General features: G+C 73.0%; 13 protein-coding genes. 9 read left to right on the top strand and 4 right to left on the bottom strand.

Annotated elements, in window-relative coordinates:
- The first annotated feature begins 31 nt into the window (after window positions 1-31).
- From AC07BF_RS16095 to AC07BF_RS16070, 6 genes are all read left to right on the top strand, one after another.
- Complete coding sequence (locus AC07BF_RS16095; protein WP_478333500.1) at window positions 32-1,537, top strand: radical SAM protein; 1,506 nt, start codon at window positions 32-34, stop codon at window positions 1,535-1,537.
- Window positions 1,538-1,602: 65 nt separating this feature from the next.
- Window positions 1,603-2,901 (top strand): coproporphyrinogen-III oxidase family protein, encoded by a 1,299-nt coding sequence (locus AC07BF_RS16090; RefSeq protein WP_363624702.1) that lies wholly within the window; start codon window positions 1,603-1,605, stop codon window positions 2,899-2,901.
- Between the two features lie 180 nt (window positions 2,902-3,081).
- A complete protein-coding gene (locus AC07BF_RS16085; protein ID WP_363628400.1) occupies window positions 3,082-3,714 on the top strand; it encodes a LysE/ArgO family amino acid transporter in 633 nt (210 codons plus the stop codon).
- Between the two features lie 258 nt (window positions 3,715-3,972).
- On the top strand, window positions 3,973-4,575 hold the full coding sequence (locus AC07BF_RS16080) for a YczE/YyaS/YitT family protein (protein ID WP_478319498.1): 603 nt from the start codon (window positions 3,973-3,975) through the stop codon (window positions 4,573-4,575).
- 249 nt (window positions 4,576-4,824) lie between these two features.
- Window positions 4,825-5,061, top strand: coding sequence for a hypothetical protein (locus AC07BF_RS16075; RefSeq protein ID WP_350880803.1), 237 nt, complete (start codon window positions 4,825-4,827; stop codon window positions 5,059-5,061).
- 37 nt (window positions 5,062-5,098) lie between these two features.
- On the top strand, window positions 5,099-6,286 hold the full coding sequence (locus AC07BF_RS16070) for an SPFH domain-containing protein (RefSeq protein WP_363581854.1): 1,188 nt from the start codon (window positions 5,099-5,101) through the stop codon (window positions 6,284-6,286).
- A 28-nt stretch (window positions 6,287-6,314) separates the two neighbouring features.
- On the opposite strand, the gene AC07BF_RS16065 is transcribed toward AC07BF_RS16070, so the two are convergent.
- Window positions 6,315-6,977, bottom strand: a complete 663-nt coding sequence (locus AC07BF_RS16065) for a TetR/AcrR family transcriptional regulator (RefSeq protein ID WP_363624706.1) — start codon at window positions 6,975-6,977, stop codon at window positions 6,315-6,317.
- A gap of 92 nt (window positions 6,978-7,069) precedes the next feature.
- Between AC07BF_RS16065 and AC07BF_RS16060 the strand changes: the two genes are divergently transcribed.
- The gene (locus AC07BF_RS16060; RefSeq protein ID WP_478333499.1) at window positions 7,070-7,510 is read left to right on the top strand and encodes a cupin domain-containing protein; all 441 of its coding nucleotides are present in this window, start codon (window positions 7,070-7,072) and stop codon (window positions 7,508-7,510) included.
- 37 nt (window positions 7,511-7,547) lie between these two features.
- On the opposite strand, the gene AC07BF_RS16055 is transcribed toward AC07BF_RS16060, so the two are convergent.
- The 3 genes from AC07BF_RS16055 to AC07BF_RS16045 all read right to left on the bottom strand — a co-directional run bounded on the left by AC07BF_RS16055 (window position 7,548) and on the right by AC07BF_RS16045 (window position 11,775).
- The gene (locus tag AC07BF_RS16055; protein ID WP_363628401.1) at window positions 7,548-9,335 is read right to left on the bottom strand and encodes an ABC transporter ATP-binding protein; all 1,788 of its coding nucleotides are present in this window, start codon (window positions 9,333-9,335) and stop codon (window positions 7,548-7,550) included.
- Window positions 9,332-11,203 (bottom strand): ABC transporter ATP-binding protein, encoded by a 1,872-nt coding sequence (locus AC07BF_RS16050; RefSeq protein WP_363628402.1) that lies wholly within the window; start codon window positions 11,201-11,203, stop codon window positions 9,332-9,334. Before AC07BF_RS16050 ends, AC07BF_RS16055 begins: the two co-directional genes overlap by 4 nt.
- A gap of 191 nt (window positions 11,204-11,394) precedes the next feature.
- Window positions 11,395-11,775, bottom strand: a complete 381-nt coding sequence (locus tag AC07BF_RS16045) for a YybH family protein (RefSeq protein WP_363581864.1) — start codon at window positions 11,773-11,775, stop codon at window positions 11,395-11,397.
- A gap of 198 nt (window positions 11,776-11,973) precedes the next feature.
- On the opposite strand from AC07BF_RS16045, the gene AC07BF_RS16040 reads away from it, so the two are divergent.
- Window positions 11,974-12,921 carry an AraC family transcriptional regulator gene (locus AC07BF_RS16040; RefSeq protein ID WP_478333498.1) on the top strand — a complete coding sequence of 316 codons (948 nt, stop codon included), beginning with the start codon at window positions 11,974-11,976 and terminating at the stop codon, window positions 12,919-12,921.
- Between the two features lie 149 nt (window positions 12,922-13,070).
- Window positions 13,071-14,174 carry a trypsin-like serine peptidase gene (locus AC07BF_RS16035; protein ID WP_478333497.1) on the top strand — a complete coding sequence of 368 codons (1,104 nt, stop codon included), beginning with the start codon at window positions 13,071-13,073 and terminating at the stop codon, window positions 14,172-14,174.
- Window positions 14,175-14,313 lie beyond the last annotated feature (139 nt).

Here is a 14,313-nt window from a genome sequence, read left to right as displayed (position 1 = left end):
GCCCGCGAGCGCGACGGAGCAGGCGGGTCCGATGCGGCACGGGACCGACTACCGCGTCCTGCCGTTCAGCGACGACCTGTCGGCCGTCCTCATCACCGGGAGCCACCGGCTGCTGCTCGCCCCGGCGGACACCGCCGAGCGGCTGGCCTCCGGCGTCGACCACCTGCGGCTGGACGAGCGGCGGGCGTGGGAGCGGTTGCAGGCCGGCGCCGCCACCGGCCGGGAGGCCAACCGCCTCCGGCTCCGGGAGAGCGCGCTGTCCGACGGCGCCGACTTCGCGGTCAACGTCAACCTGACGAACGTGTGCAACCTCGCCTGCACGTACTGCTTCGCCGAGGGCGGGGACTACGGCCGGATCACCGAGGCGATGGGCGAGCACTCGATCGCCTGGATCTTCGACTTCATCCACCGTTACGCCGCGCCCGGGCAGCGGGTCCGCTTCGAGTTCTTCGGCGGGGAGCCGCTGGCGAACTTCACGGTGATCCGCAAGATCTGCGAACGCGCCCGCGACCTCGCCGGGCGCTCGGGCACCGAGTTCGTCCACCGGATCTCGACCAACCTCACCCTGATGCCCCAGGGCGTCGAGGAGCTGTTCCGCGACCACCGGTTCATCGTCTCGGTCTCGATCGACGGCGGCCGCGAGGTCCAGGACGCCAACCGCCCGTCCAAGAACGGGAAGGGCTCCTACGACCGGATCATCCGCAACCTGTTCCGGCTGCGCGAGGCGTGCGGCGACGACGTCACCCTGGTGGCCCGGATGACCATCGCGACGGCGCAGCCCAGCCTCACCGAGAGCGTGCTCGACCTGTGGGGGCTCGACCTCTTCGACTACTTCCAGATCTATCCGGGCGTCTACCCGGTGGAGCAGGGCACGACGGTGCCGATCGCCCTCACGCTGGGGGACCGGAAGCTGTCCGAACCGAAGGGCATCCAGTACATCAACCACTTCCTCCAGCCCGGCATCGTGGAGCAGTTCAAGGACTTCCTGGTCCACTACCCGCAGCTGTTCGCCCCCGACAACCGATTCAAGGGCGTGCTGGAGTACGAGCGGGCCGTGCAGATGGTCACCGAGGGCGCGGCGGCGCTGGCGTTCTGCTCGGGCGGCCGGACGTACTACACGCACTCCCCGGACGGCAGCGTCAGCCCCTGCCACCGCCTGGTCGGCGACCAGGGCTTCGACGTGGGCACCGGGGCCGAGGGCCTCACCCGGGACCACCCCGAGTGGCGGCGCACCGTCGACGAGCACCGGGTGTGCGGGTCCTGCTGGGCCCGCTACCTGTGCGGCGGGGGCTGCCGGCAGGAGAACCACGTGGCCTCGGGCGACGTGAACGTCCTCAACACCGAGTCCTGCCAGTACCAGTTGATGCTCGCGGAGGAGGTCGTCAAGATGCTGGCCCGCTCCGCCGCCGACTACCGCGAGCGGTCGCGGGCGCGCTACGACGACCTCTTCGTCTCGTGCGGGCGCCCGGTGGTCCCCAACGACCGGCCGGACCTCGACGCGTCCGCCGACGTCCGTCCGTTCCAGGTCCTCTGCTGACGGCCTCCGCCCCCGGACCCGTCCACCACCACGCCAGGCCGGCCCCGACGAAGGAGCGACAGCAGATGGCCGAGAAGATCATCCGACGGAACATCCACACGTACCCGTTCAAATACCGGCACCACGAGTACGACGAGTACTTCCGCCCCGAGAACGCGGTGCTCTACCTGCACGTCCCGTTCTGCATCACCAAGTGCGGATTCTGCGACTACACCGTCTACATCAACCGGAACGAGCAGCACTTCGCCCAGTACGTCGACGTGCTCGAACGCGAGATCCGCGCCTTCGCCGCCAATCGGGCCTTCCCCGCGTTCCGGGTCGACGCGGTGTATTTCGGCGGCGGTACGCCGGGCATCCTCACCGGCGACCAGACGGCCCGGCTGCTGGACGCCTGCCGGGAATCGTTCGAATTCAACGAGGGCGCGGAGATCGGCCTGGAATTCGACCCCTCGACGGTCGACGAGGCCAAGATCGCGCGCATGCGGGAGGCCGGATTCACCCGGCTCAGCGTCGGGGTCCAGGCCTTCGACGACCGGCTGCTGGAGATCTGCAACCGCTCGCACGACCTCGCCACCGCCGAGCGCGCCTTCCGCACCGTCGTCGACGGCGGTTTCACGCACACCAACATCGACCTGATCTTCCCGCTGCCCGGCCAGTCCGTGGACGACTGGAAGCGCAGCGTCGACCGGGCCATCGAACTCGAACCGGCCTGCATCACGGCCTACGGCCTGGAGATCTGGCCCAAGACGGCGTTCCACTCGCTCATCACGTCCGGGAAGATGGCGCTCCCCTCGGCGCAGGACGAGCGCCGGATGTACGAGTACGCCATCGACGCGCTGGAGGCGGCGGGCTTCGCCCGACGCAGCTCGACCGGGTACTACCACCCCGACCGCTGCGCCGACTACTCGCGCTTCCTGGAGTACTACTGGCGGACCTGGCCGATGATCGGATTCGGCGTCTCGTCGAAGAGCGTGATCCACGACCGGCTGTTCGTCAACGTCAAGCCGCTCAAGAAGTACTACGAGATGGTTGGAAGTGGTCAAATCCCGCTGGATTTCGCCACGTACCTCACCAAGGAACAGGAAATGCGCCGCGTCATGATCCGCGGCCTCAAGATGTGCGAGGTCAACCGGCCGGACTTCCACGACCGGTTCGGCGTCACCATGGAGGCCGTCTTCGGGGCGGAGATCGAGCAGCTCGTCGACAAGGGATGGCTGGAGGAACGGGGCACGGACGTGTATGCGCTGACCAGGCTCGGTCAGTTGTTGTCGACCAATGTGTACGAGCTGTTCTACGCGCCGGAAGATCTCAGTCCCGCCGAAGGGGATGAGGTACGGTTCGGCATATCGGAGCTCGTCGAGTGACCTGATCGGCGGGTGTTGTGACGAGGGGCAGAGCGAATTGTCGCGCACGTGCTCGCACCAGGCCTTCCGCCGGGCCTTGAGCCGGGACTTCCACCGGGGCTTTCGCGGGGACTCCCGTGGGGACTTCCGCCCGGACTTCCACCGGACCGGAATGATCGCGGTGACCTGCGGGGGACCGCGGTGAACATCCTCCCCGCGTGGTTCGCCGGGCTCAGCCTCGGCTTCCTGGTCGCCCTGCCCCTCGGCCCCATCGGCCTGCTGTGCGTGCGCAGCGTCCTGCGCGACGGCTTCCCGACCGGCTGGGCGATCGGCCTGGGCGCGGCCCTGGTGGACATCGCCTACGCCGGCCTGGGCCTCGCCGGGGTCGGCAGGCTGCTGGACGTCCCCGCGCTGCGCACGGCCCTGGGGCTGGCCGGGGCCGCCGTGCTGGTGTACATCGGCGCGCGCTCGCTGCGCTCCGCCTTCCGGGTCCAGGCGGCCACCGAGGACGAGCGGAACCCCGAACTGGTCCGCCCGCTGGCGGCGTTCCGCACGGCGCTGGCGGCCACCGCCTCCAACCCGGCGACGATCGGCTACTGGGCCGCCGCCTTCGCCGCGGCCACGGCGGCGAACGTCACCGGGACGCTGCCCGCCTCGGTGTCCATGCTGGTCGGCGTCGGCTGCGGCACGCTCCTGTGGTTCACCCTGCTGAGCACGGGCGTGGTGGTGTTCCGCCGGCGCTTCAGCGCCCGGCTGCTGAAGGGCGTCGACCTGGTCGCCGGGATCGGGGTCATCCTCTTCGGCGGCTTCCTGGCCTACCAGTCGCTCGCCTGAACCGGCCGCGGTGACGGCGTCGGGCGGCGGCTGACCGAGGCCCTTCGCCGAACTCCCAGCCGTTTGGCGGGAGTTCGGCGGCGGGCCCCGGCTTCCGAACAGCCCGGTGTCCGCGCCGCCGCCCGCCTCCGCGCCTCGGGGACGGCAGCGGGCCGGACGCCCGTCCCCCTGGAGGAACCGATGGCGTCCCACCGTCCCCCTGGCGTCGATCCGAACGGAAAACCTTGGCGGCTGGGGGAGTTACTTCCCAGGGCGCTGGTGTACCTGGCCGGCTGCGTGGTCTTCTCGACGGGCGCCCACTTCTTCATCCAGTCCGATCTGGGCACCGACCCGCTCGACGTCTTCTCGCTGGGCGTGCTCAAGCACCTGCCGCTCACCATCGGCCTGTGCCAGGCGGCCGTCGCGGTGGTGTGCATCGGCGCGTGGGCGGCGTGGAACCGCAAGCGCCCGGTGGTCTCGCCCTTCGTGACCTTCTTCCTGTGCGGCAGCCTGATCGACCTCTTCCAATGGCTGCGGCCTGCCGCCTGGTTGGGGCTGAGCAGCTACCCGCTGATGCTGCTCGGCGCGCTGCTGTGCGCCTACGCCTCGGCGCTGATCATCATGAGCGGCTTCGGCATCCGGGCCATCGACTTGCTGGCGATCACCATCCGGCACCGCTGGACCTGGCCGTTCTGGTGCGCGAAGGGGCTGATCGAAGGGGTGCTGCTGCTCTGCGGCTGGCTGCTGGGAGGCCCGGTGGGCATCGGCACGGTGGCCTTCCTGGTCTTCGTGGACCTGCTCATCGAGCCCTTCGTCCGGTTCAACCGGCGCTTCCTCGACATTCCGGACCACGGCTTCGCGGTCGCCCTGGCCGTGCCCTGACCGGCGCCGGTCCGTCCGCTCCGGCGGCGGTCCGGCCCGCTCCGGCGTCGGCCGGTGGCGGACCGGCTGCCGGAGTACCGTGGAAGGGGTCGAGGCACCGCCGCCGTCGGCGGTTGCCGCAGGTGTCCTCGACCCGTGGCGAGCCCGGCGGCCCGGGCCTTTCGGAGGCGGTGGTGGCCGGTGACCGTCCACGGTGCAGGTGCGGCGGACGTGGTGCGACGTGGTGCGACGCGGGGACCGGAGGCGCCGGTGGCGCGAGAGAGCATGCCCGCGGTCGACGACTCCCGGCAGAGCCCGGTCGGAGCCGTCGGCAAGGTGACGGTGCCCATTCCGGCGGGCGGCCCGGGCGAGGTCCTGGTCGCCCTCCGGGGTGGTTCGGAGGTGTTCGCGGCCTGGTGCTCGGAGCCGGTCGGCCGGGACGTCCGGGTGGTCGTGGTGGACGCGATCTCGGCCCGCTCGGTGATCGTCGAGCTGCTGCCGCCCTAACCGCGGTTTCGGATCCCAGCTGGTCAGGTGGTCGGTCATGTTCTTCTGGCACGTTCCCGCACCCAACGAGGCGATGCTCATCTCCGGGTCCAAGCACCAGGCGCAGGACACCCAGTTCCGCATCGTCACCGGGCACGGCAGCCTCGTCCTGCCGGTCAAGCAGAAGGTCCGCATGCTCTCCCTGGCCCTGCGGGAGGCGGAGATCGCCGAGGACTGCGTGACCCAGCAGGGGATCCGGCTCACCGTGCGCGCGGTCTGCGTGTTCAAGGTCGGCGACGACGCCGTGTCGATCGCCAACGCGGCCCGCCGCTTCCTCTCGGAACAGGACCAGATGGAGGAGCTCGTCGGCCGGATCTTCGCCGGCCACCTGCGCTCGATCATCGGCGGGCTGACCGTCGAGCAGATCATCCGGGAGCGCAGCCGGGTCGCCCAGGAGGTGATGGCGGGCAGCCACGGCGAGATGGAGAAGCTCGGCATCGTGGTCGACGCGCTGCAGATCCAGGAGATCGAGGACTCGACCGGGTACATCGACAACCTGGCCGCGCCGCACGCGGCGGCGGTCGCCAGCCAGGCCCGGATCGCCCAGGCCAAGGCGGACCAGGAGGCCACCGAGCGGGAGCAGCAGGCGGCCGCGCTGAAGGCCGAGTACGAGCGGAACACCGCGATCAAACGGGCCGGGTTCCTCGCCGAGACCGAGCAGTCCAGGGCCCGGGCCGCCCAGGCCGGGCCGCTCGCCGAGGCCCGGGCCTCCCAGGACGTCATCGAGGAGCAGACCTCGCTCGCCCAACGCCGGGCCGCGCTGGCCGCCCAGCAACTGGAGGCCGAGGTGCGGCGCCCGGCGGACGCCGAGGCCTACCGGCAGCGGACGCTGGCCGAGGCCGCCCGTGACCGGGTGAAGTTCGAGGCGGACGGCAGCGCCTACAGCGAGCGGGCGCTCGCCCAGGCGCAGGCGGACGCCAACACCGCCCGGGCCGACTCCCTGCGCGGCGGCAACCAGGAGCTCATCGCGGCCAACCGGATCGTGGAGAACCTGCCGGCCCTCGCCGACGCGGCGGCCCGTGGCATGTCGGGAGCGGAGCTCACCGTCCTCAACGGCAGCGACGGGGTCAACCAGATGGCGGCGGGCATCGTCAGCCAGGGCCTCGCCATCCTGCACTCGCTCCAGCACTCGACCGGCCCGTTCGGCGACGGCAAGTCCAAGCCCCGCTTCCCGGAACGGACCTGAGGCGCGCCGGGGCCTGCGGGCCGGGGCGTCAACGGGCGGCGACGAGGCCGTCCACCAGGGCCCGCAGGCCGTCCAGGTAGGTGTCGTCGGTGGTCAGCGCGGCCCAGCGGTCCGCGACCTGTGCGAGGCGGGGGAGTTCGTCCGGGTCGAGGCCGCCGAACACCTGCTCCCGGTAGGTGGCGCGCTCGTCGTCCGCGCGCCGCCGGGCCGCCGCCGCCCGGACCACCAGCTCGCCGGCGGTGTAGTACCAGATCGTGCGGTACCCCTGTACGGCGCGTTCCGGTGTGAGGCCGCACGCGGTGAGGCCGTCGACGATCTGCTCGACGAACCACAGCGCGGACGCGGACATCAGGTCGTCGGCGGTCAGCACCTCGACGATCCAGGGGCAGCCGGCCAGCGCCTCGTGGATCGCGGCGGCGGACCCGACGACGCGGTCGCGCGGGTCGGCGGGCAGCTCGGGCCGGCGCAGTGTCCGCGCCGCGTAGTCGTCCAGCAGCAGGACGAGCAGTTCCTCCTTGTCGCGCACGTGGTGGTAGAGCGCCATCGGCGTACTGCCGACCTCGGAGGCGAGGCGGCGCATGGTCAGCCGGTCCACGCCCTCCTCGGTCACGATCCGGCGGGCCGCCTCGACGACCTGCTCACGGGAGATGCGGGGCGGTCGGCCCGAGGTCCTGCGCGGTGCGGTCGGCATGGGTCCATCATTCCCCAGGGGTCGACAGCGGCGGTCGTGCGGGGTTAGTTTTCTTACGCGTATAGAAATTGCTGACCGGAAGGAACGCCACCATGACGCCCACCGTCGTCGACCTGTTCGCCTCGGCCCTGCACTTCCACCCCGACGGCGAAGTCCGAGCCGCCGGGCGGCAGATGGCCGGCGGCGCGCCGGGCACCTGGCACCTCGGCGCCTTGCCGGGCACCTGGCACCTCGGCGCCTTCCACGTGGAGACCGACGCCGACGTCCACGCCGACCACTGGGAGATGCACCCGGAGGCCGACGAGGCGGTGTGCTGCCTCACCGGCGGCGCGCGGCTCCACCTCCGCCCCGCGGACGGGGACGGGCGCGGCGCGGGGGGAGGCGCCGACGAGATGGTGCCGCTGCCCGCCGGCAGCGCCGTGGTCGTCCCCCGGGGCCGCTGGCACCGCCTCGAACTCGACGGCCCCAGCGACCTGATGTCGCTCACCCTGCGCCACGGCACCCGGCTCGAAAAGCGCACCGACACCCCCTGACCGCGGGCGCGGCCCGGTGGCACCGCCGCCGGGCCGGTCAGGACTCCCCGCTCCACGACCGCCAGAGCGCCGCGTACCGCCCGCCGGCGGCGACCAGCTCGTCGTGGGTGCCCAGCTCGACGATGCGGCCCGCCTCCATGACGGCGACCCGGTCCGCGTCGTGCGCGGTCTGGAGCCGGTGGGCGATGGAGATGACCGTGCGGTCGGAGCGCACGGCCGCCATCGCCCGCTCCGCCTGCCGGGCCGTGGTCGGGTCGAGCAGGGAGGTCGCCTCGTCCAGGATCAGGGTGTGCGGATCGGCCAGCTGGACCCGGGCTAGGGTGAGCTGCTGGGCCTGCGCGGCGCCGAGTTCGGTCCCGCCGGTGCCCAGGAGCGAGTCCAGCCCGTCCGGGAGGTCGCGCACCCAGTCCGCCTCCACCAGGGCGAGCGCGGCCAGGACCGCCGCGTCCTCGGCGTCCGGGGCGGCCAGCGTCATGTTCTCCCGGAGCGTCCCCATGAAGACGTGGTGCTGCTGGGTGATGAGGACGACGCGGTTGCCCAGCTCGCCCGCCGCGGCGAGGTCCGCGACCGGCACGCCGCCGACCAGGATCCGCCCCGCGTCCGGGGCGTCGACGCCGGCGAGCAGCTTGCCGAGGGTCGACTTGCCGGCGCCGGACGGGCCGACCACGGCCAGCCGCTCGCCCGGCCGGACCACCAGGTCGACGTCCGTCAGCACGTCGTGCGAGCCGGTGTAGGAGTACCGCACGCCGATGGCCTCGATCCGGTCGTCGGCGGGGCGCGGGCCGGTGGCCGGCGGCTCCTGCGACACCAGGCCGACGCCCTTGATGCGGGCGAACGACGCACCGCTGCTCTGCAGTTGCTCGACCCAGTTGAGCGCCCGGTCCAGCGGGTCGACGAGCTGCCACATGTAGAGGCCGCCCGCCACCACCGCGCCCAGCGTCACCGAGCCGTGGAGGTAGCCGAGGCCGCCCACCAGCAGGATGAGGGCCGTCGGCAGCGCGTGCGCGAACTCGGTGACCGGGAACAGCACGGTCCGCAGGAACAGGGTGCGCACCCGGGCCCGGTAGGCGGTGTCGACGGCCCGGTCGACCACGCCGTCCTGGCGCGCCCCGACCCCGTACGCCTCGATGGTCCGGGCGCCGTGGGCGGTGGAGTCGAGGACCTCGGTGACCCCGCCCGCCGCGGCCCCCTCGGCGAGGTAGGCCTCCCGGGCCCGGGACAGGTACCAGCGGCTCACCGCCCAGACGATCGGCAGGCCCACCAGGGCGCAGAGCCCGATCAGCGGGTCGAGCAGGAACGTCGCGGTGAGGATGACCAGCACCTGGACGACGGCGATGAAGACGTCCGGGGCCGCGTTGCGCAGGGTGGCGGCCACGGTGCCCACGTCCAGCGAGGAGCGGGTCACCAGGTCGCCGGCGCCGACCCGTTCCGCGTACCGCCCGGGCAGCGCGAGCGTCCGCTCGACGACCTCCTCGCGGAGCCGGGCCAGGGCGCGTTCGCCGAACCGGTGGGAGAGGTGGCGGGCGTAGCGGGTGAGCACCAGCTGGGCGAGGGCGAACCCCAGGACCGCCGCGGCGAAGCCGTCCACCTGGCCGACCGTCAGCTCGCCGTTCTCGACCCGGGTGACGATGCGGCCCAGCAGCCACGGCCCGGCGACGCCCGCGAGGGCGGCGAGGCAGGTGAGGGCGACGATCGCGCCCATCGCCCGGCCGTCGTCCGCCAGCAGGCGCCAACTGGCCCGGCGCACCGTCGTGGTGTCGGCGACCGGGAGGCGGTGGGGGGCGTGGCGGTCGTCGGGGCCGTCGGGGCCGTCGGGGTCGCTCATCGGGCCAGTCCTTCCTCGGTGTCCGCGGCGACGCTCCGCGGGTGGTCGTCGGTCGTGACGCTCGCGGGGCGGTCGGCGCCTGCCGGGATGGTCCGCGGGCGGTCGTCGGTCGCGGCGCCCGCCGGGCGGGCGCCGGTGCTGCCGCGGAACACCAGCGCCGCGTAGCCGGGGTCGCGGGCCAGCAGCTCGCCGTGGGTGCCGGTGGCCCGGACCTTGCCGTCCACCAGGTGGACCACCTCGTCGGCGCGGCCGAGTACCAGGGGGGAGGTGCTGACGACCAGGGTGGTCCGGCCGCCGCGTACGGCGCCGATCCGGGCCGCCACAGCCGCCTCGGTGAGCGCGTCCAGCGCCGAGGTGGGCTCGACCAGCAGCAGTATCTCGGGATCGGCCAGCAGCGCGCGGGCCAGCCGCAGCCGTTGGCGCTGCCCGCCCGAGACGTTGCCGGCGCGGTCGTCGAGCGGCGCGTCCAGGCCGCCCGGCAGGGCGTCGACGATGTCCTCGGCCGCGGCGGCGTGCAGGGCGCGCCGCAGTTCCTCCTCGATGCGGTCGCCGCGGATCGACACCGCGGAACGGAGCGTGCCGCCGAACAGGTACGCGTCGTCGTCCGACACCAGGACGTGGCGCCGCAGCTCGGCGGGTACCCAGTCGGACAGCCTGGTGTCGCCCCAGGTGGCGTCCGAGTCGGTGTAGCCGGCCAGTCGCTCGACGACGGCCCGGGCCTCCTCGGGCCGGGCGGCGGCCAGCGCGGTGAGCCGCCCGGGCCGCAGCAGCAGGCCGGAGTCGGGGTCGCTCAGCACCGCCGGCGCTTCCGGCGGGTCCGTCAGTGTCCGGCTGCGCGTCGAATCCGGCCGCAGCGCCAGGATGTCGGTGACCCGGCGGGCGGAGACCAGCCCGCGCGGCAGGTCGTCCGCGCCCTCGATGAAGGCGGAGACGGGCACCAGCAGGGCCGCCACGTAGCCGTAGACGGAGACGAGTTCACCGACCGTGATCGAACCGGCGGCCGCCATCCGGGCGCTGAGCCAGGTCACCACGGCCAGGAAGACCACCGGCAGGCAGGCGCCGAGCGCCTGCACCCAACTGGTGAACGAGGCCACCCGGTAGCCGAGCGGCACGAGGGCCTGCGAGCGCTCCCGGTAGCGCCGGGCGAACATCGGCTTGCCGCCGATGCCGTTCAGCACGCCCAGCCCGGCGACCAGGTCGCCGGCCAGGGCCGTCAGCGCCCCCTGCTGCTCGCGGTAGCTTCCCTCGGCGCCGTGCAGCTTCCCCAGCAACGGGCCGACGGTGAGGGCCAGCAGCGGCACCCCGAGGAGGATCACCGCCGCGAGCAGGACGGAGATCCGGACCAGCAGGACGGCGGTGGCGAGGTAGGCGATGACCGCGCCGACGCCGGGCCCGGTGATGGTCAGTGTCTGCGCGATCCGGCCGATGTCGCCGGCCTGGAGGTGGGTCAGCTCGCCGGCCGACACCTGGCGCGGCAGCGTCGTCCCCAGCCGGTTGACGTGCCGGGCGATGACCTGGACGGTGCGGTACGCGGCGTCCACCCGGATGAAGGTCATGGTGCGGTGCCGCAGGATCCCGAGGACGGCGATGAGCGCGCCGACCGCGAGGACGGCCGACACCCAGAAGACCAGCGCGCCGCTGTCGCGGGCCCGGAGGCCCTCGTCGATCGTCCTGGACATCAGGTAGGGCGGCAGCATCAGGGCGCACATCCACAGGCTGCCCCAGGTCGCGCCGAGCAGTACGCGGCCGCGCTGCCTGCGCACCAGCCACCAGAGGAAGCGCAGCGGACTCCGGTGGTCCGGCACCCCGGGATCGCGGTAGGGGACCCGGCGCGCACCCGCGGGCAGGTCCGGTCCGGCGCCGGTCATCCCGCCTGCCCTCGGACGGGCCCCCGAGCCGCGAACTGGTCCAGGATTCGCTGATGTCTCATTCCCGGAGTCTGGCAGACCGCCCCACCACGGAACTGACGCACCCACAGGTCGGGGGGCGGCGGGCCTGCCGCCCCCCCCCGAAGCGCTCAGCCGGCGCCGGGGGCCGCCAGGTTGCGGGGCGGCAGGGCTCAGGCGATGCCGCGCGGGTTGAGGACGGTGAAGCGCCAGCCGCCGTCGGCGTCGCGGCGGGCGATGTTGGCGGTGGTGCCGGTGGGGGCGATCCGCTCGCCGTCGGGGCCGTCGATCTCCAGGGTCCAGTCGGTGACCAGGAGGGCCGTGTCCGCGCCGATGACCTTGTGCCGCGGGACGTTCGTCAGCCTGCCGCGGGCGGCGACGGTTCCGCCGATCTCCGCACGCAGTGCTTCGACGCCGGTGAGGAGCTCGCCGGCCACCGTGCGCATGGCGGCACCTTCGGCGAACAGGGCCAGCACGTCGTCGACGTCTCCGGCGTTCAGCGCGTCCTGGAACACGGTCGGCAGCTGCGTGGGGTCGGTGATGACAGGGAGCATGGTGAGAGGTCCTCAGGTCGGGAACGGGTGGTGGTGACGGCCCTTCGGCGCGGCGCCCGGTGCGGTGCTCGCTGTGCTGCCGGGCGTGGCGCCCGGTGCGGCGCCCGCTGCGGTGTTCGCTGCGGTGCCCGCCGTTCGCCCGTGACTCCACGATGCCGCCGCAGCCACCCCTCGGGCGAGGTAGAGTCGGGACTCGACATGGTCGAAAGTGGACAGCGCGACGTCGTCGACATCGCCTACGACAACCCCGACCGCTTGCGGACCGGCATTGAGGTGCTGACCTTCGACGCGCTGAAACCGCGCCTGAAGAGCGCGGTCGCCCGCCGGCCGAGCCGCCTGGACTTCCACCAGCTCATCCTGGTGCGCGGCGGCGAGGGCACCGCCATGGTCGATTTCGTCACCTACCCGTGCACCCGCGGCACACTGCTGCACCTGCGGCCCGGCCAGGTGCAGCGCCTGCCCTCGGACGCGAACGGCCACCCCGCGGACCTTGACGCCGTCCTGCTGCTGTTCACCGCCGACTTCCCGCCGCCGCTGCCCGCGACGCAGCAGATGCTCGACGGGTTCGGCCCCGTCGCACGGCTCCTGCCGCCGGCCGAGCTCGACGCCTTCGACCGCGCCGTGACGGAGCTGGACACGGAGTACCGGAGGCTGCGGGACGGGCAGGCCCCCGGCCCGACAGCGCCCGTCGATGCCGATGCCGATGCCGATGCTGATGTCGATGCCGAGCTGACCGGAGTGCTGCTGCGCCAGCTCCTCGGCGCGCTGCTCATCCGCATGGCGCGCCTCCCGGACCCGGCCGGACGCCCCGCCCTCTCCCCACCCGGTGCCGGGGTCTACCCCGCGTTCCGCCGCGAACTGGAACGCTCCTTCGCCGCCACCCGCTCCGTCGAGGACTACGCCGCGCGGCTCGGCTACTCCCCGCGCACCCTGACCCGCGCCTGCCTGGCCGCCACCGGCCGCAGCGCCAAGCAACTCGCCGACGCCCGCGTCGCCCTACAGGCACAGCGGCTGCTCGCCCATACCGACCTGCCCGTGGCCGCGATCGGTCGCGCGCTCGGTTTCACCGAGGCCACCAACTTCGGCAAGTTCTTCGCCCGAGAGACCGGCCGCACCCCGGGCGACTTCCGCCGGGCCCAGCGATGATTCCACCCCGCCCAGCGGTGACGGGGCCTGCGATCCTCATGACCGATACACGGATGAGACGCGCTCCACACGGGAACCTGACGTGACCGATGGACGGATGAAACGCCTCCTCGACAGGAACCTGACATCCCGCTCCTACCGTGCGACGCATGCCACCTACCTATGGCCAGACCAGCAGTCAGCACAACCGGAACCACGACCGGGCCCGCGGCCGAGCGCGCGGCCGAGTCCTCCTGACCGCCCTCGTGGTGGCCGCCGGCCTCTCGCTGGCGGCACCCGCAGGGGCCGCGCCGCAGGACGGGGCCGCCACCAGCCAGGTGGCCGTCCACCCGGAGGCGGTCACGCCCGCGCAGCAGCAGGCCGTCCTGGACTACTGGACCCCGGAGCGGATGGCCGCCCTGACCCAGCCGTCCTCCGGCAACCCGCCCAAGAGCGGCCCCGACGGCGCTCCGTGGACCGGCTCCGCCACCCTGAGCAAGACGGTGGGCCGGCTCTTCTTCACCGACCACGGCGAGGACGGGAGCTGCACCGCGACCGTCGTCGGCAGCGCCAACCGCAGCACCGTCGTCACGGCGGCGCACTGCGTCAACAACACCGACCTGCTCGGTGAGAACAACGAGTGGCTGACGAACTCGATGTTCGTCCCCGGCTACCACGACGGCACCGCCCCGTACGGCACGTTCGTCGCCCGCACCGGGGTCGTCCACGCCACCTGGCTCCTCAACGACCAGCAGGACGGCAAGTACTCCGCCTACGACCAGGCGTTCCTGGTCCTGAACGGCAACGCCGAGGGCAAGCGGGTCCAGGACGCCGTCGGCGCCGCGCAGCGCATCGGCTTCGACCGGCCGGGCAGCGCGAAGGTCCACGAGTTCGGCTACCCGCGTGCGGCGTCGGGCGATCCGGCGCGCCAGGGCCTGCCCGAGTACACCGGGGCCCGGCTCGCCTACTGCGCGGGGCAGACCCGCGAGCACCCCGGCTTCCCTGGCCACCCGGTGCCCCCGGGTGAGTGGGGCGCCCCCTGCGTGATGGGCGGCGGTTCCAGCGGCGGCCCCCGGATCGCCGACTTCGACCCGTCCTCGGGGATCGGCACCGTGGTGGGCGACAACACCCAGGGCCCGTCCTTCGACTCCTCGGGCCGGGTCTGCGACTTCGGCGACACCTCCTGCACCCGGCACCTGGTCGGCCCGCAGTTCACCTCCGCGATCACGAAGCCGCTGTACAAGGCGGCCGAAAGCGCCCGGATCGCCGGCTGACACCGCCTGGTGGGGGGGGGGGGGGGGGGGCCCCCCCCCCCCCCCCCCCAACGCAAGGTTGGGGGGGGGGTCGTCCTCGGCCCCACCCAAAAAAGGGGAGAGGAAGGTGAGCCGGGTTTCGCTTGGGGTAAAAACCGTG

It is taken from the genome of Kitasatospora sp. NPDC043950, assembly GCF_056435345.1.
Note: the sequence above shows the minus strand (reverse complement) of the source record. Positions and strands in the feature narration are given on the sequence as shown.

Excerpts from the sequence above, each read along its gene's own strand:
- AC07BF_RS16065 (WP_363624706.1), bottom strand. The coding sequence starts at position 6,977 with ATGCCGACCGCACCGCGCAGGACCTCGGGCCGACCGCCCCGCATCTCC.
- AC07BF_RS16055 (WP_363628401.1), bottom strand. The coding sequence starts at position 9,335 with ATGAGCGACCCCGACGGCCCCGACGGCCCCGACGACCGCCACGCCCCC.
- AC07BF_RS16040 (WP_478333498.1), top strand. The coding sequence starts at position 11,974 with ATGGTCGAAAGTGGACAGCGCGACGTCGTCGACATCGCCTACGACAAC.
- AC07BF_RS16045 (WP_363581864.1), bottom strand. The coding sequence starts at position 11,775 with ATGCTCCCTGTCATCACCGACCCCACGCAGCTGCCGACCGTGTTCCAG.
- AC07BF_RS16050 (WP_363628402.1), bottom strand. The coding sequence starts at position 11,203 with ATGACCGGCGCCGGACCGGACCTGCCCGCGGGTGCGCGCCGGGTCCCC.
- AC07BF_RS16095 (WP_478333500.1), top strand. The coding sequence starts at position 32 with ATGCGGCACGGGACCGACTACCGCGTCCTGCCGTTCAGCGACGACCTG.
- AC07BF_RS16070 (WP_363581854.1), top strand. The coding sequence starts at position 5,099 with ATGTTCTTCTGGCACGTTCCCGCACCCAACGAGGCGATGCTCATCTCC.
- AC07BF_RS16090 (WP_363624702.1), top strand. The coding sequence starts at position 1,603 with ATGGCCGAGAAGATCATCCGACGGAACATCCACACGTACCCGTTCAAA.
- AC07BF_RS16035 (WP_478333497.1), top strand. The coding sequence starts at position 13,071 with ATGCCACCTACCTATGGCCAGACCAGCAGTCAGCACAACCGGAACCAC.
- AC07BF_RS16060 (WP_478333499.1), top strand. The coding sequence starts at position 7,070 with ATGACGCCCACCGTCGTCGACCTGTTCGCCTCGGCCCTGCACTTCCAC.